Annotated in this window: 1 protein-coding gene; it reads right to left on the bottom strand. The window is 72.8% G+C overall.

What is annotated here, in order from left to right; translation table 11 throughout:
• Position 1: 1 nt before the first annotated feature.
• Positions 2 to 22,306 (bottom strand): SDR family NAD(P)-dependent oxidoreductase, encoded by a 22,305-nt coding sequence (locus WBN91_RS17270; protein ID WP_337724838.1) that lies wholly within the window; start codon positions 22,304 to 22,306, stop codon positions 2 to 4.
• Positions 22,307 to 22,325 lie beyond the last annotated feature (19 nt).

The raw sequence follows: 22,325 nt of genomic DNA, 5'->3' as shown, positions 1-22,325 counted from the left end.
CCTACTCCCCCGCCTCGCGGTGCTCGCCGGATCGGATGACCTGGGTCTTGCGGTGCTCGTCGTCGAGGATGTCGAACAGCTCGCTGTCGGTGACGTCGTCGAGGTCGTCGTCGGACGAGCCGCGCCTTGCCGTCCACGACGCCAGCAGGTCCGCCAGGCGCGCGGCGATCTCGTCGTGGTCGGCGGTCGTCGCGGTGTCCAAAGTGGACTTGAGCCTGTCGAGCTCGGCCAGCACCGGGTCCGGTGCCGCCGCGCCCAGGCGGTCGCGCACGTGGTCGGCGAGGCGTTCGGGGGTCGGGTGGTCGAAGACCAGCGTGGCGGGCAGCGGCAAGCCGGTCTCGGCGGTGAGCCGGTTGCGCAGCTCGACGGCGGTCAGCGAGTCGAACCCGAGGTCCTTGAACGGCAGGCGCGGGTCGATGGCCGAGGTGTGGCCCAGGACGTGGGCGACCGCGCGCAGCACCACCTCCCGCACGTCCGTGGTCGGGTCGGCGGTGCGGTGGCGCGGGCGGACCATCGAGCGCAGCACCGCGGGCGGGTCGGTGACGCGGCGCAGGGCCGGCAGGTCGAACCGGATCGGCACCAGCGCGGGTTCCCCGGCCGTGATGGCGGCGTCGAACAGCTCCAGGGCGGCGTCGATGTCCAGCGGCGCCACACCCGCGCCGGCGATCCGCCGCCGGTCGACGTCGGTGAGCTTGTCGGTCATGCCGCTGTGCGCCCACTGGCCCCACGCCAGCGACACCGCCGGCAGGCCGAGGGCGTGCCGGTGGGCGGCCAGGCCGTCGAGGAACGCGTTCGCGGCGGCGTAGTTGGCCTGCCCCGGTCCGCCGAGCACCCCGGCGGCCGAGGAGAACAGCACGAACGCCTCCAGGTCGCCGGCCAGCTCGTGCAGGTGCCGGGCGGCGTCGGCCTTGGGTGCCCAAACGGTGGCCAGCCGGTCGGCGTCCAGGGCTTCGACCACACCGTCGTCCAGCACGCCCGCCGCGTGCACGACCGCCGTGACCGGGTGTTCGGCGAGCAGCCGGGCCACGGCGTCGCGGTCGCCCACGTCGCAGGCGACGACCACGGCACCCAACTCGGCGGCCAGTTCGGCGGCACCCGGTGCGTCCGGCCCACGCCGACTGGCCAGGACCAGGCGGGTGACGCCGTGGTGGGTGACGAGGTGGCGGGCGATCACCGCGCCCAGGCCGCCCGTGCCGCCGGTGACGAGCACCGTGCTGTCGGGGCCGAAGGTGGAGGGCAGGGCGGCGAGTTCGGCGCGTTCCAGGCGGGGGACGTGGGTCCGGCCGGCCCGCACCGCCACTTCCGGCTCGTCGCCCACGGCCGGCCTCGGGTCCGCGCTGCCGGCAAGGTCCGCACTGCCGGCGAGGGCAGCGGTGTCAGCGAGGGCAGCACTGCCGGCAAGGTCCGCACCGCTGGCTAGGGCAGCGGTGCCGGCGAGATCCGCGCTGCCGGCGAGATCCGCGCCGCCGGCGAGATCCGCGCCGCCGGCGAGATCCGCGCCGCCAGCAAGGTCCGCGCTGCCAGCGAGGGCAGCGGTGCCGGCAAGGTCCGCGCTGCCAGCGGGGGCGGCGGCGGTGTCGGCGAGGGCGAGACGGCCCGGGTGTTCGGCGGCGGCCGAGCGGACCAGGCCCCAGATGGCGGCGGCCTGCGGGTCCACGTCCTCGCCGTGCACCGATACGGCGTTGCGGGTGACCACCACCAGGCGGGTGTCGCCCGGTGTGGCGAGGAAGTCCTGGAGGGTTCGCAGGGTTTCCGCCGGGTCCGTGGCGTGGTGGTAGTGGTCGGACGTCCGGGCTTGGGGGGTGGGGATCTCGGGCCAGGTGACCCGGTACAGGGCGTGGTCGCGCCGGGCCGCGGGTGCGCGCAGGGTCAGCGACTCGATCGCGGCGGCCGGTTCGCCGGACGGGCCGACCAGGCTGACGCGGTAGGAGTCGGGGCCGGTGGCGGTCAGCCGGGCGCGGGCGGTGGTGCGGCCGGTCGCCCACACGGCCACCCCGGTGAACGAGAACGGGACCTTCGGGCGGTCGTCGGCGATCGTGACGGCTTGCAGGACGGCGTCCAGCAGGGCGGGGTGCAGCGTGAACCGGTCGGCGTCGGCGGGCAGCTCGACCTCGGCGAACAGGTCCTCGCCCGCCCGGCGGACCGCGCGCAGCCCGCGGAAGGTCGGCCCGTACTCGAAGCCCGCGTCGGCCAGGGTGTCGTGGAACCCGTCGAGGTCGACCGCCTCACCGGCTTCGGTCCACAGCTGCGGCGGCGTGCTGTCGGTGGTCAGCGTGCCGGTGGCGTGCCGCAGCCAGTCGCCGTCGGTGTGGGAGTGCACGGTGACACTGCGCCCGCCCTCCGCCGGCGGACCGACCGTGACCCGCACGTCGACCGCGTCCGACACCACCAGCGGGGCCTCCAGCACCAGCTCCCCGACCACCGGGCAACCCACCTGCCGGCCCGCCCGGAGGGCCAGTTCCACGAACGCCGTCCCCGGCAGCACCGCGGACCCCAGGACCGTGTGCTCGGCCAGCCACGGCTGGGTGCCCGGCGACAACCGCCCGGTGAGCACCACGCCCTGATCGTCCGGCAGCTCCACCACCGCCCCCAACAGCGGGTGGTCGGCGGTGCCGAGGCCTGCTCCCGTGACGTCGGCCGCTGCGGTCGGCGTCAACCAGAACCGCTCCCGTTGGAACGCGTACGCGGGCAGGTCGGCGTGCCCGGTCGGCAGGATCCACTCCGCGCCCTCGACCCACGCACGGCCCAACGCGGCGAGGACGCGGTCTTCGTCGTCGCGCCGCATCACGCCGTTGGGCACCAGCGACGGGTGCGGGCCGATCTCCAGCAACGCCGTGACCCCGTTGCCCCGCAACCACTCCAGCGCCGCGCCGAACCTCACCGTCTCCCGCACCTGCCGCACCCAGTACTCAGGCGTAGCCATGTCGGCAGGCTCACCCGCCACGGTGGAGACGATCGGGGTCGTGGGCGGGTGATAGGTCAGGCTTTGAGCGACCTCCGCGAACTCGGCCAACATCGGCTCCATGCGCGGCGAGTGGAACGCATGGCTCACCGACAGCCGCCGGGCCTCCCACCGACTCGCAACCGCCAGCACCGCGTCCTCATCACCGGAGATCACCACCGCGTCAGGCCCGTTGACCGCCGCAATGGCCACACCCTCCGGCAGCACCTCCCGGACTTCCGCCTCCGACGCGCGGACAGACACCATCGCCCCGCCCGGCGGCAACTCCTGCATCAACCGGCCCCGCGCGGACACCAACGTGCAGGCGTCCTCCAAGCTCAACACCCCGGCGATGTGGGCAGCGGCGATCTCCCCGACCGAATGCCCCACCAGGTAGTCGGGAGTCATCCCCAACGACTCGACCAACCGGTACAACGCCACCTCGACCGCGAACAACCCCGCCTGCGTGTACCGGGTCTGGTCGAGATCGACCTCCCACAGCCGCAAGCCGAGCTTCCCGCACACCTCGTCCAAGGCCTGCGCGAACACCGGGTGGGCGTCGTAGAGACCTCGCCCCATGCCGGCCCACTGCGCGCCCTGGCCGGAGAACACGAACGCGGACTTGCCGTCGTGCGCCTCGACAAGAGCGTCACCCCGCGCCACGGCGTCGAGGTCGGCGGCGAGCCGGTCCGGGTCGGTGAGCGCCACCCGGTACGGCAGCCTTGCACGGGACGCGAGCGCCGCACCCGCCGCCGGGTCGTCGACGAAGTCCCGCAGCCGCAAAGCCTGATCCCGCAACGCTTCCGGCGACTTCGCCGACAGCAGCCACGGCACCCACTCCGGGGTGGTGACCGGCTCGGGCTCGGCCTGCTCCAGGATCACGTGGGCGTTGGTGCCGCTGATGCCGAAGGACGACACGCCCGCGCGACGCGGCCGGTCGTGCGCGGGCCACGGTGTCGTCTCGGTGAGCAGCCGCACGTCGCCGCTGTCCCAATCGACGTGCGTGGTCGGCTGGTCGACGTGGAGGGTGCGCGGCAGGGTGCCGTGCCGCATGGCCTCGATCATCTTGATCACGCCCGCGACCCCCGCGGCGGCCTGGGTGTGGCCGATGTTCGACTTCACCGAGCCCAACCACAGCGGCTCCGCACGGTCCTGTCCGTAGGTGGCCAACAGCGCCTGCGCCTCGATCGGGTCACCCAGCGTCGTGCCGGTCCCGTGCGCTTCGACAACGTCCACATCGGACGGTCGCAAGTCCGCATTGGCCAACGCCTGCCGGATGACCCGCTCCTGCGAAGGACCGTTCGGAGCCGTCAACCCGTTCGACGCACCATCCTGGTTCACCGCCGTGCCCCGCAACACCGCCAACACCCGGTGGCCGCGCCGGCGGGCATCGGACAGCCGCTCCAGCAGCACCAGACCCGCGCCCTCCGACCACCCGGTGCCGTCGGCCGCGTCCGCGAACGCCTTGATCCGCCCGTCCGGGGCCAGACCGCGCTGGCGGGAGAACTCCACGAACCCGGACGGGGTCGCCATCACCGTCACCCCGCCCGCCAGCGCCAGGTCGCACTCCCCCGACCGCAGCGCCTGCGCCGCCAGGTGCATCGCCACCAGCGACGACGAGCACGCCGTGTCCACCGACACCGCCGGACCTTCCAGCCCGAGCAGGTAGGACACCCGACCCGAAGTGACACTGGTGGCCGTGCCGGTGGCCAGGTAGCCCTCCAGGTCGGCGGGCTGCGTCCCGCCGCCGTAGCCGGACGACCAGATGCCCGTGAAGACACCGGTCCGGCTGCCGTGCAACGAAGTTGGGTCGATCCCCGCGTGCTCGAACGTCTCCCACGCCGTCTCCAACAACACCCGCTGCTGCGGGTCCATCGCCAACGCCTCACGCGGCGAGATCCCGAAGAAGGCCGCGTCGAAGTCGGTGGCGTCGGCGAGGAACCCGCCGCGCGTGGTGTAGGTGGTGCCCGGACCGCCGTCCGAGTCGTAGCTGACGTCCCAGCCGCGATCGGTCGGGAACTCGCCGGTCGCGTCCACGCCCTGCGACACCAACCGCCACAGCTCCGCCGCCGACCCGACACCGCCTGGGTAACGGCAGCCCATCCCGACCACCACGACCGGATCGCCGGTCACCGCCGCGACCGCCGGCTTCTCGACCTCTCGCCGCGCGCCCAGCAACACTTCGCGCAGGTGCTCGGCCAAGCCGGCCGGTGTCGGGTGGTCGAAGACGAGGGTCGCGGGCAGTGGCACGCCGAGTGCGGCGGACAGGCGGTTGCGCAGCTCGACGGCGGTCAGCGAGTCGAACCCGAGGTCCTTGAACGCCCGGCGCGGCGCGACAGCGTCGGACCGGCCCAGCACGACGGCGGTGTGCGAGCCGACCAGGTCGAGCACCACTGCGTGCTGCTCGGTCTCGGGTAGTGCCGTGAGCCGGTCCGCCCAGCCGGCGTCCGCGGTCCGGCGGGCGCGGCGAGTCAGGCCGCGCAACGCCGGGGCGGTCAGGTCGAGACGGGCGGGCACCAGCGCGGGACTGCCGTCGCCCAGGGCGGCGTCGAACAGGGCCAGCGCGTGTTCGGTGGACATCGGCACGACACCCGAGCGTTCGAGGCGGCGGCGGTCGGCCTCGGTGAGGTGCCCGGTCAGGCCGCTGTCCTGCGCCCACTGGCCCCACGCCAGCGACACCGCGGGCAGGCCGAGGGCGTGCCTGTGGGCGGCGAGGGCGTCCAGGAAGGCGTTGGCGGCGGCGTAGTTGGCCTGACCGGGGCCGCCGAGCACCCCGGCGGCCGAGGAGAACAGCACGAACGCCTTCACGTCGCCGACCAGCTCGTGCAGGTGCCACGCGGCGTCGACCTTCGGCCGCAGCACGTCGTGCAGGCGTTGCGAGGTCAGCGAGGCCACCACACCGTCGTCCAGCACACCGGCCGCGTGGACCACGGCGGTCAGGTCGGGGATCGACGCGAGCACGTCGGCCAGCGCGGCCCGGTCGGTGACATCGCACGCCACGACCGACACGTCCGCGCCCTCGATCTCCACCGTGCCGCCCCGACGACCCAGCAGCACCAGCCGCCGCACGCCGTGCCGGGCCACCAGGTGGCGGGCCAGCAGCAGGCCTAGGGTGCCGGTGCCGCCGGTGATCAGCACGGTGCCGTCCGGGTCGAGTGCGCCGGGTTGCGCGGCGACCCGGTCGAGCCGAGCCGCGAGCACCGCGTCACCGCGCACCGCGACCTGGAACTCGTCGGCCGGCACCCGGACTTCGCCGTCGTGGTCCACGTCCACCAGCGCGAACCGGCCAGGGTGTTCCGCTTCGGCCGCCCTGACCAGACCCCACACCGTCGCGGCGGCGGGGTCGCTCCCGTCTACCGCGCCGCGCGTGACGACGGCGAGCTTGCCGTCCTCCGACGTGCGCAAGAAGTCCTGGACGACGGCCAGGGTCTGTTCGGCGAGGGTGTGCGCGGCCTCAGCCGGGTCAACGCCGGTCGGAGTGATCACGCGGTGAACTATCGTTCCAGGAACGATAGTTGCCGGGACGAGCGAAGTGGTGACGGGCACCCAGTCCAGGCGGAACAGGCGGTGGTCCCTGGCCTGGAAGTCCGCCGTCATCGGCCGCACGGTCAGCGCGTCCACGACGGCCACGGGTTCGCCCGCGTCGGTCGCCAGCACGACCCGGTAGGTGTCGCTCCCGGTCGGGGTGAGCCGGACCCGGGCCGCCGACACACCCGGCTTGAGCACCGCGACCCCGGCGAACGTGAACGGCACGGTACCGGCGGCGACCAGCGTGAGGGGCTGCAACGCGGCGTCGAGCAGGGCCGGGTGCAGGTCGAAGGCGTCCTCGATCGGCAGCGCGACCTCGGCGAGGAGGTCGTCACCGTGCCGCCACACCGCGCGCACACCCTCGAACGCCGGACCGTACTCGTAGCCGCGGGCGGCGAGGTCGTCGTAGAAGCCGGTGAGGTCCACCGGTTCGGCGTCCGACGGCCAGCTCCACTCCGGTGTGCCGGGGACGTCGGCGCCGAGCGTGCCGCGCGCGTGCCGCACCCAGGTGTCGTCCTCGCGGGAGTGGATCGTGACCTCGTCCCCCTTGACCACCACCTGGACGGACACCGGGCCGCCCAGCACCATCGGGCTCTCCAGCAGCAGTTCCCGGACGACGGGCCGGCCGACCCGGCTCCCGGCCCGCAGAGCCAGTTCCAGGAACCCGGTGCCCGGCAGCAGCACGGACCCGTGGACGGTGTGGTCGGCCAGCCACGGCTGGGTCGCCGTGGACAGCCGCCCGGTGAGCACCACACCCCGCCCGGCGGCCAGGTCCACGGCCGCGCCGAGCAGCGGGTGGTCGGTCGCGTCGAGCCCGGCGGCGGTGACGTCCCCCGAGCCCGTCGAGGGGGTCATCCAGTAGTGCTCGTGCTGGAACGGGTAGGTCGGCAGGTCCACCGGAGCGGCGGGCACGGGCCAGCGGACGTCCACGCCGGCGACGAACAGCCGGGCGGCGGCGGTGTCGAAGTCGCTGTGGTCGCGGCGGAGCGTGCCGACGGACGGGACGTCCAGGGCGGGCACCAGCACCGGGTGCGGGCTGACTTCGACGAACAGGTGCCCCGCCAACGCCTCCACGGCCCGGTCGAACCGCACCGGCTCCCGCAGATTCCGATACCAATACTCCGCGTCGGCTCGCTCCACCAGCCCGTCAACCACGGTCGAGTAGAACGGAACCCGGGCTTCCAGCGGCGTGATGTCCGCCAGATCCTCCAACAGGCGCTCGCGCAGCACCTCGACCTGAGGCGAATGCGCTGCATAACTCACCGGGATCCGCCGAGCCCGCACGTCCTCCCGCGCCAACAACGCGCCCAACGCGGCCGGCTCACCCGACACCACCACGCTGGTCGGCGAGTTCACCACCGCGACCGTCAGCCCAGCCAACAGCGGTGAATCCGACGGCAACGCCACCGACACCATCCCACCAAGGCCCGAAATCGCCACCAAAGCCTTGCTCCGCAACGCAACCACTCGTGCGGCATCTTCAAGTGAAAGCGCCCCAGCCACATAAGCCGCCGCGATCTCACCCTGCGAGTGCCCCACCACAGCATCAGGCTCAACACCACGAGAACGCCACAACGCGGCCAAGCCGACCATCATCGCGAACAACGCGGGCTGGACCACATCCACACGGTCCAGATCGCCGCCGTTCAACACCTCTACCAGCGACCACTCCACATGCGGCGCAAGGGCCTCCGCACACGCATCGATCGCCTCGCGGAACACCGGCTCCTGCGCATACAGCTCCCGGCCCATCCCGACCCACTGCGCACCCTGGCCCGGGAAGACGAAGACTGTTGGCCGCTCCTCAGCGACACCGGTCACCACGTCATCCCCGAGAATCACCGCTCGGTGGGGGAAACGGGCGCGCGTGGCGAGAGCCTGGCCAATCCCGATCGTGTCAGGATGGCCCGCCGCGAACTCACGGATGCGCCGGACCTGCTCGTGCAGAGCCGATTCCGACTTCGCCGAGACCACCCACGGCAACTCAGCGACAGTCACAGGAGTTTCTGGGGCCTGCTCCAGGATCACGTGGGCGTTCGTCCCGCTGACGCCGAAGGACGACACGCCGGCCCGGCGCGGATGACCGGTCTCCGGCCACGGCATCGCATCCGTGAGCAGTCGCACCTCCCCGGCGGACCAATCCACGTGCGGTGTCGGCTCGTCCACGTGCAGGGTCTTCGGCAGCACACCGTGCCGCAGGGCCATCACCATCTTGATCACACCGGCCACGCCCGCGGCGGCCTGGGTGTGCCCGATGTTCGACTTCACCGACCCCAACCACAACGGCTCGGCCCGATCAGCCCCATACGTGGCCAGCAACGCCTGCGCCTCGATCGGATCGCCCAGCCGCGTGCCGGTCCCGTGAGCCTCCACGGCGTCCACATCGGACGGCCGCAGACCCGCACTCGCCAAAGCCTGCCGGATCACCCGCTCCTGCGAAGGGCCATTCGGAGCGGTCAAGCCGTTCGACGCCCCGTCCTGGTTCACCGCCGAACCGGCCAACACCGCCAGCACCCGGTGGCCATTGCGACGCGCGTCGGACAGGCGCTCCAACAGCACCAGGCCCACGCCCTCGCCCCAGCCGGTCCCATCGGCCGACGCCGAGAACGCCTTGCACCGCCCGTCCGGCGACAGCCCGCGTTGCCGCGAGAACTCGGTGAACCCCAACGGGTTCACGATCACCGTGACACCACCGGCCAACGCCAGGTCGCACTCACCCGACCGCAGCGCCTGCGCCGCCAGGTGCATCGCCACCAGCGACGACGAGCACGCGGAGTCCACTGACAGGGCCGGGCCACGCAGGCCCAGGTGGTAGGCGACCCGGCCGGACGTCACGCTCGGCGAGATCCCAGTGGCCAGGTAACCCTCGGCGTCCCGAGGCGCGAGGTCGGCGTTGCCCCCGTACCCGGAGGACCACAGGCCGGTGTACACGCCGGTTTGGCTGCCCCGCAACGAGGTCGGATCGATCCCAGCCTGCTCGAACGTCTCCCAGGCGGTCTCCAACAGCACCCGCTGCTGCGGATCCATCGCCAACGCCTCACGCGGGGAGATCCCGAAGAAGTCGGCGTCGAACCCAGCCACACCCGACAGGAACCCACCGGACCGGGTGTAACTCGTCCCGGGATGATCCGGGTCAGGGTGGTACAACCGCTCCAAGTCCCACCCACGGTCGACCGGGAAACCGCCGATCGCGTCCACGCCATCCGTCACGAGCCGCCACAAGTCCTCCGGCGAGCCGACTCCGCCCGGCAGACGGCATCCCATGCCCACGATCACCACGGGGTCGTCGTCCACCGCCTTGACGGTCGGGGCGACCACCTCCCGCTGAGTGCCCGCGATCTGGTGACGCAGGTGGTCGGCCAGCTCCTCGGGTGTCGGGTGGTCGAAGACGAGGGTGGCGGGCAGGCGCAGGCCGGTCGCCGACGCCAGCCGGTTGCGCAGTTCCACGGCCGTGAGCGAGTCGAACCCGAGGTCCCGGAACGCCAGCCGGGCGGTGACCGCGGCGGCGTCGGTGTGGCCGAGCACGGCCGCGGTGTGGGTGGTGACCAGTGCCAGCAGGTCGGTTTCCGGTGCGGCGGGCGGTGGGAGTGCACGGGTGGACTTGGTTGTCAGGTGGGCGGTGGTCACGGTGGGCTGGCCGCCGGCCAGGGCCGCGTCGAACAGTGCCAGCGCCTGTTCGGTGGTCATCGGCGCGATGCCGGCGCGGGCGAAGCGCTCCTTGTCCGTCGCGGTGAGGTGCGCGGTCATGCCGCTGCTCTGCGCCCAATAACCCCACGCCATCGACACGGCGGGCAGGCCCAGCGCGTGGCGGTGGCGGGCCAGGGCGTCGAGGTAGGAGTTGGCCGCCGCGTAGTTGGCCTGGCCCGGCGTGCCCAGCACGCCGGCGGCGGCGGAGAACAGCACGAACGCGTCCAGGTCGGCGGTCAGCTCGTGCAAGTGCCAGGCGCCGTCCACCTTGGGCCGCAGCACGCGGTCCAACTGCTCGACGGTGAGCCCGTCCACCACACCGTCGTCGAGCACGCCGGCCGCGTGCACCACCGCCGTCAAGTCGGGGATCGATGCCACCAACTCCGCTACCTGCGCACGGTCCGACACATCACACGCCACCACCCGCACGTCGGCGTCCAACTCCGGCGCGGTGCCGCCACTGCGGCTCACGAGCACCGATCGCCGAACCCCGTGCCGGGCAATCAAGTGCCGAGCCAACTCCAGGCCCAGCGTCCCGGTGCCACCGGTGATCAACACCGTGCCGTCGGACAGGTCGGGCACGGTGAGCACGAGCTTGCCGGTGTGCCCGGCCTGGCTCATCAGCCGGAACGCCTCCGCCGCCCGCCGGACGTCCGTGGTCGCGATCGGCGGCAGCCGGAAGATGCCCTCGGCGAACAACCGCAGCACCTCGCCCAGCACCTCACCCAGGTGCACGGGGTCGACGTCGTTGAGGTCGAACGCCCGGTAGTCCACGCCTTCGGGAGCACGGACATCGGTCTTGCCCATCTCCACGAACCGCCCGCCCGGCGCGAGCAACCGCAGCGAAGCATCGGTGAACTCACCCGCGAGCGAGTTCACCACCACGTCCACCTGCGGGAACCGCTGCTCGAATTCCAAGGTCCTCGACGACCCGATGTGGTCCTCGTCCAACCCCAAGCCCCGCAACACGTCCCACTTGCCCGGACTCGCCGTCGCGAAGACCTCCGCGCCCAGGTAACGCGCCAACTGGATCGCCGCCGTCCCGACACCGCCCGCGCCGGAGTGGACCAGCACGCGGTCACCGGGTCCGACTCGACCCAGGTCCACGAGACCGTGCCAGGCCGTCAGGAAGGCCACCGGCACCGCCGCCGCCTGCCCGAACGACCACCCGTCCGGAACCGGGGCCAGCAACCGGTGGTCCGCCACCGCACGCGGCCCGAACGCGCCCGGCACCAACCCGAACACCCGGTCCCCAGGCTGTAGGGAAACCCCAGGACCGACTTCCACAACCGTCCCGGCGGCCTCACCGCCCAGCAGCGCCGCCCCCGGGTACATCCCCAGCGCGACCAGCACGTCCCGGAAGTTCACGCCCGCCGCGCGCACCCGAACACGCACCTGACCCGATTCCAGCGGCGATTCCGCGACGTCGGCGAACATCAGGTCGTCCAGGCTGCCCGTGCCGGACTCGACCAGCCGCCACGGACCGTCGAGGGACAGCGGTCGCGGGCTGAACGACGTCTGCCGGGGCACGACCGCCGTGCCGCCGCGCACGGCCAGCTCCGGCTCATCGCCCGCCACGGCGGCGGCGGTCGCGGCCTGCTCGGGCGTAGCATCCCCGTCCAGCTCGACCAGCGTGAACCGCCCGGGATGCTCGGCGGCGGCACTGCGGACCAGGCCGCGCACGGCCGCACCCGCCGGGTCGTTCGCGCGGACGGGCACCGCCAGGCGGGCGGGGTCGTCGGAGCGCAGGTGGTCCTGCACGAGGGCCAGGGCCTGCCGGGTGAGGGCGTGCACCGACCCGGCGTCCGGCGTCCCGGTGAGGACCGGCGCCAGTCGCACCGGCACGGGTGCGGACTCGGTCAACGGCACCCAGCCCGTCCGCAGCAGCGTGGTCTGGGCGGCCGGGCGCACGGTGAGCGTGTCGATGGTCGCCACCGGCGCGCCCGCGAGGTCGGTCACGGCCGCGGTGAAGGTGTCCGGTCCGGTGCGGGACAGGTGAACTCGGGCCGTGGAGACGCCCTGCGCGTGCACGGCCACGCCCGTCAGGGAGAACGGCAGGCGCACGCGGTGGTCCGGGTGGAGCAGGATCACCGGTTGCAGCGCCGCGTCCAGCAACGTCGGGTGCAGGCCGAAGCCGGTGCCGTCGGGCACGTGGACCTCGGCGAACACCTCGTCGTCACCGTGCTGGAGCGTGCGGACGCCGCGGAACGCCGGGCCGTACTGGTAGCCAAGGGCCGTGAGGTGGTCGTAGAAGGCGTCCGGGTCGACCTGTGCGCCTGTGGGGGTCCACGGCGACACGGCGGCGGGGCGTTCCGGTTCCAGCGTCCCGGAGGCGTGACGGGTCCACTCGCCGTCGACCCGGGAATGCACCGACACCGGCCGCCGGCCCGCGTCGTCCGGCGCTCCCACGGACACCTGGACGTGGGTGGGTCGATCGGTGAGGGTCAGCGGGGCGTGCAGGACCAGGTCCGCCACGACCGGGTGCCCGAGCGCACGTCCGGCCGTGGTGACCAGCTCGACGAACGCCGTGCCCGGCAACAGGACCGTGCCTTCGACGGCGTGGTCGGCCAGCCACGGGTGGGTGCGGGTGGACAGCCGGCCGGTCAGCACCGCGCCTTCGTCCGGTAGTGGGACGAGGTCGTCGAGCAACGGGTGACCGAGGCTCGACTCCGTGGTGGTCGTGGTGAGCCAGTACCGGGTGCGCTGGAACGGGTATGTCGGCAGGCTGATCCGGCCCGGTGCCGCCGTGGCCAGGTCGTAGCCGTGGGCAATCAGTGCCGCCAGGGCCGTCCGGAAGTCACTGTGACCACGGCGAAGGGTGCCCACGGACGGAACATCCAGTGCAGGCAACAACACCGGGTGCGGGCTCACCTCGACGAACAGATGCCCCGCCAACGCCTCCACAGCCCGGTCGAACCGCACCGGCTCCCGCAGATTCCGATACCAGTACTCGGCATCCGCCCGCTCCACCAGCCCATCGACCACGGTCGAGTAGAACGGAATCCGGGCCTTCAGCGGCCTGACGTCCGCCAGATCCTCCAGCAACCGCTCCCGCACGGCCTCGACCTGCGCGGAGTGTGCTGCATAATCCACCGGAATCCGCCGAGCCCGCACGCCTTCCCGCGCGACCAACTCGTCCAACGCGGCCGGCTCACCCGACACCACCACGCTGGTCAGCGAGTTCACCACGGCGACCGTCAGCCCAGCCAACTCCGGCGAATCCGGCGGCAAGGCCACTGATACCATCCCACCCAACCCGGAGATCGCCACCAAAGCCTTGCTCCGCAACGCAACCACTCGTGCGGCGTCTTCCAGGGAGAGCGCCCCAGCCACATAAGCCGCCGCGATCTCGCCCTGCGAGTGCCCCACCACTGCGTCCGGCTCAACACCACGAGACCGCCACAGCGCGGCCAAGCCGACCATCATCGCGAACAACGCGGGCTGGACCACATCCACACGGTCCAAGTCGCCACCGTTCAGAACCTCTACCAGCGACCACTCCACATGCGGCGCAAGGGCTCGCGCGCACGCGTCGATCGCTTCGCGGAACACCGGCTCGGTCTCGTAAAGGTCCCGGCCCATCCCGACCCATTGCGCGCCCTGGCCCGGGAACACGAAGACGGTCCGCCGCTTCTCAGCGACACCGGTCACCACGCCTGGGTGCTCACGACCCTCCGCCAGCGCATCCAGCGCAGCCGGGTCCAGCACCACCGCGCGGTGGTCGAAACGTGCCCGGACCGCCAGAGCCCGGCCGATCCCAGGCTGCTCAGGACGGTCGGCGAGGAAGTCGCGCAGCCGCGCGGCCTGCCGCCGCAAGGCCTCCGGAGTCTTCGCGGAGAGCAGCCACAGCGGGTCGTCGGTCTCGGCCTCGGAGGGCTCCGGCGCGTGTTCGAGGATGACGTGGGCGTTCGTGCCGCTGATCCCGAACGCGGACACGCCGGCCCGGCGCGGCCGACCGGTCTCCGGCCACGGCAGCGCATCGGTGAGCAGTCGCACGTTCCCGGCCGACCAGTCCACGTGCGGTGTCGGCTCGTCCACGTGCAGGGTCTTCGGCAGGACGCCGTGGCGCATCGCCTCGACGACCTTGATCACGCCCGCCATGCCGGCCGCGGCCTGGGTGTGGCCGATGTTCGACTTCACCGACCCCAACCACAGCGGCTCCGTACGACCAGCGCCGTACGTGGCCAACAACGCCTGCGCCTCGATCGGGTCACCCAGTGTCGTTCCGGTGCCGTGCGCTTCGACAACGTCCACATCGGACGGTTCCAGTCGAGCGTTCGCCAACGCCTGCCGGATCACCCGCTCCTGCGAAGGACCGTTCGGAGCCGTCAACCCGTTCGACGCACCATCCTGGTTCACCGCCGTGCCCCGCAGCACCGCCAACACCCGGTGACCGTGCCAGCGGGCGTCGGACAGGCGTTCCACCAGCACCAGGCCTGCGCCCTCCGACCACCCGGCCCCGTCGGCGGCGGCGGCGAAGGACTTGCTGCGACCGTCCGGCGCGCTCGCGCCCTGCCGGGACATCTCGGTGAACAGCGACGGGGTGGCGTTGATCGTCACGCCGCCCGCCAAGGCCAGGTCACACTCCCCCGACCGCAGCGCCTGTGCCGCCAGGTGCAACGCCACCAGGGACGACGAGCAGCCGGTGTCCAGCGACAGCGCGGGTCCTTCCAGGCCCAGCAGGTAGGCCAGGCGGCCGGAGCCGATGCTGGTCGCCGTGCCGGTGACCTGGTAGCCCTCCAGGTCGTCGGGGATCGGGCCGGCGGCGTACCCGGTGGACCAGATGCCGGTGAAGACGCCGGTCCGGCTGCCGTGCAACGAAGTCGGATCGATCCCGGCGTGCTCGAACGTCTCCCAGGCGGTCTCCAGCAACACCCGCTGCTGCGGGTCCATCGCCAACGCCTCGCGTGGCGAGATCCCGAAGAAGGCCGCGTCGAAACCGGCCGGGTCGGTCAGGAAGCCGCCGTGCCGGGTGGAGGAGGTGCGCGGGCGGGCCGCGGTGGGGTCGTGGAGGCGTTCCAGGTCCCAGCCGCGGTCGTCGGGGAACGGGCCGATGGCGTCCACGCCCTCGGACACCAGCCGCCACAGGTCCTCCGGCGACTCGACGCCGCCGGGGTAGCGGCAGCCCATGCCGACGATGGCGAGCGGTTCGTCGGTGGCTGCGGCTGAGGTGGTGACCGCCGGGGTGTCCTCGCCGCGCAGGTGGGCGGCGAGGCGTTGGGGTGTGGGGTGGTCGAAGACGAGGGTGGCGGACAGCTTCCGGCCCAGTGCCGCGCCGAGGCGGTTGCGCAGCTCGACCGCGGTGAGGGAGTCGAACCCGAGGTCCTTGAACGCCCGGCCGGTGTCGACGGCGTCCGGGGAGGCGTGTCCCAGGACGGCGGCCGTGTGCGTCCGGACCAGCGCCAGGACGTCCAGGCCGGGCCGCGCGACCGGCTCGACGCGTTCCTCGCGGACTCGGGCTTCGGGGAGGTCCGCGAGCAGGGTGCCGGGACGCTGCCGGGTGTAGGCGGGGGCGAACTGCGCCCAGTCCACCGGGGTGACCACCGCGTGCGGCACGTCCTGGTCGAGCACGTCCCGGAGTGCGGCGAGCGCCCGCCCGGAGGGCATCTCACCCAGGCCGAGCAGCCGCCGTTGGCGTTGGACCGACTCCAGCGCGGCCATGCCGCCTTCGGCCCAGATGCCCCACGCCACCGACGTGGTCGCCCGACCTTGCGCGCGGTGCCGGGCGGCGAGGGCGTCGAGGTAGGTGTTGCCGGCCGCGTAGGCGGCGCCGTGGCCGTCGCCCCAGATCCCGGCGGTCGAGGAGAAGAGCACGAAGGTGTCGAGGTCGGGGAGCAGGTCGGCCAGGTTGGCCGCGCCCGTGACCTTGGCGTCGATCACCTCCGCGAACCCGGCCAGGTCGTCGTCGGCCAGTCGGCTCGCCTTGATCGCGCCGGCGGCGTGGAACACCGACCGGACTTCGCCGACCTCGTCGAGCAGGGCGGCCAGCGCGGCGCGGTCGGTGACGTCGCACGCGGCCACCGTCACGCGGGTCCCGGTCAGGCCCAGGTGGGCTGGGTTCACACCGGTGCGGCTGACGAGGACGAGGTGTTCGGCGCCTTGGTCGGCCAGCCATCGGGCCACGCGGGTGCCGAGTGCGCCCGTGCCGCCGGTGATCAAGGTGGTGCCCTCCGGTCGCCAGGTGCGGACCGGTGGGGTCGGTCGGGCGCGGCGGAGTCTGCGGGCGAAGATGCCGTCCTCGCGGATCGACAGTTGGTCCTCCGGGCCGGTGAGCGCGGCGAGCAGTCTGCGCACGGCGGTCGGGTCGGGGGTGTCCGGGACGTCGACCAGGCCGCCCCAGCGGTCCGGGAACTCCAGCGCCGCCGAGAGGCCCACACCCCACACCAGCGCCTGTCGCGGATTGTCGCCGAACGCGCCGCGGGTCACGCACCACAGCGGCGCGGTCCGGTCGCGCACCGCCTCCAGGGTCCGGGCCAGGCCCACGGACACGGCCGGGTGGTCGGGGTGCGGCGACTCGTCGAAGGCCAGGAACGACAGCACGCCGTCCGCGTCGGTCTCGACGATCTCGACACCGTTGTCCCGCAACGCTTCCACCACGGCGTCCACCCACGGATGATCACCGTCCGGCGCGAGCACCGACCAGCGGCCTGTGGGGACTCCAGTGGCGGTCACGGGCGACCAAGCGACCTCGTAGCGCCACGGGTCGGCGGGTGTGGTCGGGGCGAGCCAGTGGGGTTCGTGCTGGAAGGCGTAGGTGGGCAGGTCCACGCGGCCGGCAGGCGGCAGGGCGGGCGTCCAGTCGACGTCCAAGCCGGCGACGAACAGGCGTCCGGCGGCGGTGAGGAACTCCTGGCGCGCAGCCCGGTCGCGGCGCAGGGTGCCGGTGACGACCGTGGCGTCGGCGAGCGCGGGCACCAGCACCGGGTGCGGACTCACCTCGACGAAGACGTCGTGGTTGGCGGACAGCGTGTCCACCGCCCGGTCGAACCGCACCGGCTCCCGCAGGTTCCGGTACCAGTACGCGGCATCCGCCCGCTCCACCAAACCGTCGACGACCGTGGAGTAGAACGGGATCCGGGGTTCGAGCGGACGGATGTCCCCCAGATCATGGAGGAGCCGGTCACGCACCGCCTCCACCTGAGCCGAGTGAGCCGCGTAGTCGACCGGGATCCGCCGAGCCCGCACACCCTCCCGCTCACACACGCCCAGCAGCTCGTCCAGGGCATCAGGCGCACCCGACACCACCACGCTGGACGCCGAGTTCACCACCGCCACCGACAGCCCAGACAACAGCGGCGAGTCCGGCGGCAGGGCCACCGACACCATCCCGCCCAAGCCGGAGATGGCCACCAAAGCCTTGCTGCGCAAAGCGACCACCCGCGCCGCGTCGTCGAGGGACAGCGCCCCGGCCACATACGCCGCCGCGATCTCACCCTGCGAGTGCCCCACGACCGCGTCCGGCTCGACGCCGTAGGAGCGCCACAGCGCGGCCAAGCCGACCATCATGGCGAACAACGCGGGCTGGACCACATCCACACGGTCCAACTCGCCGCCGTTCAAAACCTCGACCAGCGACCACTCCACGTGCGGCGCAAGGGCTTCGGCGCACGCGTCGATCGCCGCGCGGAACACCGGCTCGGTCGCGTACAGCTCCCGGCCCATGCCCACCCACTGCGCGCCCTGGCCCGGGAACACGAACACCGACTTGCCGGTCGCGCGCGGCGACTCGGCCGGTGGGATGGCGAGCAGTTCGGCGTGGTCCGCGCCGACGAGCACCACGCGGTGCGGGAACCTGGTCCGGCCGGCCAGTTCGCGGGCGATCACGGCGACCGACACGTCCGGGTGGGTGTGGGCGTACTCGCGCAGGCGGTCGACCTGGGTGCGCAGGGCGTTCTCGGTCTTCGCGCTCACGACCCACGGCACCGGCCGCTCCGGCGCGGGGTCGGCCGGGGCGGTGTCGTCCGGGGCCTGCTGGAGGACGAGGTGGGCGTTGGTGCCGCTGATGCCGAACGCCGACACGGCGGCCCGCCGGGGGCGACCGGTGTCCGGCCACGGGGTGGGCTCGGTGAGCAGGCGGACGTTGCCAGCCGACCAGTCGACGTGCGGTGTCGGCTCGTCCACGTGCAGGGTTCGGGGCAAGCGGGCGTGGCGGAGCGCCATCACCACCTTGATCACCCCGGCGACACCCGCGGCGGCCTGGGTGTGGCCGATGTTCGACTTCACCGACCCCAGCCACAGCGGTGCGGAGCGGTCGCGGCCGTAGGTGGCCAGCAGGGCGTGGGCTTCGATCGGGTCACCCAGGGTGGTGCCGGTGCCGTGCGCCTCGACGGCGTCCACATCGGACGATCGCAGGCCGGCGTTGGACAGTGCCTGGCGGATCACCCGCTCCTGCGACGGGCCGTTGGGCGCGGTGAGGCCGTTGGAGGCGCCGTCCTGGTTGACCGCGCTGCCCAGGACCACCGCCAGCACCCGGTGGCCGCGGCGGCGGGCGTCGGACAGGCGCTCCAGCAGCACCAGGCCCGCGCCCTCGCTCCAACTGGTGCCGTCGGCGGAGGCGGCGAACGGCTTGCTGCGGCCGTCCGGCGCGAGGCCGCGCTGACGGGAGAACTCGGTGAAGATGTCCGGGGTCGCCATGACCGTGACACCGCCGGCCAGCGCCAGGTCGCACTCCCCGGAGCGCAGTGCCTGGGCCGCGAGGTGCATGGCCACCAACGACGACGAGCACGCGGTGTCGACCGACAGCGCCGGCCCGCGCAAGCCCAGGTGGTAGGCGACCCGGCCGGAGGTGACGCTGGTGGCCGTGCCGGTGACGAGGTAGCCCTCCACGTCCTCCGGGACCGGCGTGCCGACGCCGTAGCCCGACGACCAGATGCCGGTGTAGACGCCGGTCCGGCTGCCGTGCAGGGACGTCGGGTCGATGCCGGCGTGCTCGAAGGTCTCCCAGGCGGTTTCCAGCACCAGGCGCTGCTGCGGGTCCATCGCCGACGCCTCGCGGGGCGAGATCCCGAAGAACTCGGCGTCGAAGCCGGCGACGTCGTCGAGGAACCCTCCCTTACTTACGGCGCTGGTGCGGGCGCTGCGCAGGTCGGGGTCGTGCAGGCGGGCCAGGTCCCAGCCCCGGTCGGTCGGGAAGTCGCCGATCACGTCCCCGTCCCGCTCGACCAGCCGCCACAGGTCCTCCGGCGAGCCGATCCCGCCCGGGAGTCGGCAGCCCATGCCGACGATGACGATCGGGTCGTCGTCGTTTTGGGTTTGGGCCGCTGTGGGTTCGGGGTCGTCGGGTCGGGTGCCGCGGAGGTGGGACAGCAGGGCGGCGGGCGTGGGGTGGTCGTAGATCAGGCCGGAGGGCAGGCGCAGGCCGAGTGCGCTGTTGACGCGTTCGCGCAGCTCGACGCCCATGACCGAGTCGAAGCCCAGCTCCTTGAAGGTGAGCGAGGGGTCGATGTCGGTGGGGTCGGCGTGGCCGAGGACGGCGGCGATGGCGGCGGTGACCTGCTCGCCGGGGTCGGACGGCTCGGGGGCCGGGTCTGGCTCTTCGTGCTGTACCGGGTCTTGCCGCTGTGCCGGGTCTTCTCGCTGTACCGGGTCGTCGATCCAGTGCGGGCGGCGTTGGAAGGCGTAGGTCGGCAGGTCCACCGGGTTCGTGGTCGACGGGAAGGCGGCGGTGAGGTCGACCTGCCCGCCAGCCACGAAGAGCCGGCCCACGGCGGCCAGGAAGTCCGCTCGTCCGCCCTGGTCGCGACGCAGGGTCCCGGTGAGCACGCTCCCCCGCTCGATCGCGGGCGTCAGCACCGGGTGGGGGCTCACCTCGACGAAGACGTCGTGGCCGGCGGCCAGCAACGCGGAGGTCGCCCGGTCGAACCGGACCGGCTCGCGCAGGTTGCGGTACCAGTAGGCGGCGTCCAGCCCGGCCGTGTCCAACGCCCCGCCGGTGACCGCCGAGTAGAACGGCACGCTCCCGGTCCGGGACCGCACATCGGCCAAATCGGCCAGCAGCCTTTCCCGAATGGCCGACACCTGAATCGAATGGGCCGCATAATCAACCGGAATGGCACGCGTCCGAATGCCGAGCCGCGCGCACTCCGCCGTCAACTCCGCCAAGGCGGCCGTCGAACCGGACACGACGACCGAATCCGCCGCATTCACGACCGCGACCGTCAACCGGTCTTCCCAACGCGCGACGAGTTCTTCGGCCGCGCCCACCGGAAGTGTGACGGAGGTCATTCCACCGCGCCCGGTCAACGACGTGAGCGCACGACTGCGCAACGCCACGACCCGGGCCGCGTCGGCCAATGACAATGCGCCCGCGACATGGGCGGCGGCGATCTCGCCCTGCGAATGGCCGACCACCGCATCGGGTTCGACGCCGTGCGAACGCCACAACGCGGCCAGGGAGACCATCATCGCGAACAACGCCGGCTGGACGACGTCCACGCGGTCCAGCGGGCCGTCCCGCAGGACGTCGACCAGGGACCAGTCGGTGTGCGGGGCGAGGGCCTCGGCGCACGCGTCGACCGCGGTGCGGAACACCGGCTCGGTCTCGTACAGCTCGCGACCCATGCCGACCCACTGCGCGCCCTGGCCTGGGAAGACGAAGACCGTGCGTCCCCGCTGGTCGGCGCGGCCGGTGATCAGGCCGGGTGCTTGGCGGCCTTCGGCGAGCGCGTCCAACGCCTGGTCACCGAGGACGACGGCACGGTGGGCGAAGTGGGTGCGCGTGGTGGCCAGGGCTAGGCCGATCCCAGCTGGTGACAGCTCGGGGTGGGCGGCGAGGTGGGCGCGGAGGCGGCCGGCTTGGGCTCGCAACGCCTGTGGTGTCTTGCCGGACACCACCCACGACACCAGGGAGTCATCACCCAGGTCCGGCTCCGCTGGGGCGTCCGGGGCGAGGGCGTCCGGGGCTCGGTCCTCTTGGTCGGGGGCCTCCGGGGCGGCGGCGATGATCACGTGCGCGTTGGTGCCGCCCATGCCGAAGGCCGACACGCCGGCGACCAGCGGCTTGTCCGGACGCGGCCAGTCTGTCTGTGCAGTCTGCACGTGCAGACTGAACGTGCTGATTGCAGTTGCAGGGTTGCGCGTGTGGTGGTGCAGGCTGGCAGGCAGTTGCCGGTGGCGGAGGCTCAGCACGGTCTTGATCAGGCCGACCACGCCGGCCGCGCCCTCCAGGTGACCGACGTTGGTCTTCGCCGAGCCCACCCGCAGCTCGGTCACCCGGCCGGCGTACCCCGCGCCGAGGCCTTCGGCTTCGACCGGATCGCCCACGGGGGTGCCGGTCCCGTGCAGTTCGACGTACTGCACGTCGTCCGGGCCGAGCCCCGCGCGGTGCAGTGCCTCGCGGATGACCTCGGCTTGGGCGTCGGCGCTGGGCACGGTGAGGCTGGGGGTCGCGCCGTCGTTGTTCACCGCGCTGCCCAGGATCACGGCGTGCACCGGGTCGCCGTCGGCGAGTGCCCTGGCCAGCGGCTTGAGCACTACAACGCCGCCGCCCTCGCCCCGCGCAAACCCGTTGGCGTCGGCGTCGAAGGTGCGGCTGCGGCCGTCCGGGGACAGCCCGCCGAACTCCACCGCGCTCGCCTCGCGGTCGGCGGCGAGGTTCAGGTTCACCCCGCCGGCCAGCGCCACGTCGCTCTCACCACGCCGCAGGCTCTCGACCGCGAGGTGCACGGCGACCAGCGCGGAGGACTGCGCGGAGTCGACGGTCAGGCTCGGTCCGCGCAGGTTGAGGAAGTGCGACACGCGGTTGGCGATGATGCCCCGGTTCGTGCCGGTTAGGGTGTGCGGGGTGGGCCGGCTCAGCGCCGCGTAGTCCCCCCAGGTCGCGCCGATGAACACGCCCGTCCGGCCGCCGGCGAGCGTGCCGGGGACGACCCGGGCGTCCTCCAACGCCTCCCACGCCAGTTCCAGCACCAGCCGCTGCTGCGGGTCCAGGGCCGCCGCCTCGCGCGGCGAGATGCCGAAGAACGCCGCGTCGAACCCGGCGACGTCGTCGAGGAACCCGGCCGGCAACCGCCCCGCCCGCCCGTCCGGCGGCGGGGAGACCGCGTCCCGCCCGTCGCGCAGCAGCCGCCAGAACGCGTCCGGGTCCGGCGCCTGGGGCAACCGGCAGGACATTCCGATGATCGCGATCGAACCGTCCCCGGAAATCCCCATCGGGCACCCCTCTTCCGCG

This window comes from Saccharothrix sp. CCNWYY140 (assembly GCF_037401995.1).
Lineage (GTDB): Bacteria > Actinomycetota > Actinomycetes > Mycobacteriales > Pseudonocardiaceae > Actinosynnema.
The sequence above is the reverse complement of the archived record's forward strand: the minus strand, read 5'-3'. Positions and strand labels throughout refer to the sequence as shown.

Excerpts from the sequence above, each read along its gene's own strand:
- WBN91_RS17270 (WP_337724838.1), bottom strand. The coding sequence starts at position 22,306 with ATGGGGATTTCCGGGGACGGTTCGATCGCGATCATCGGAATGTCCTGC.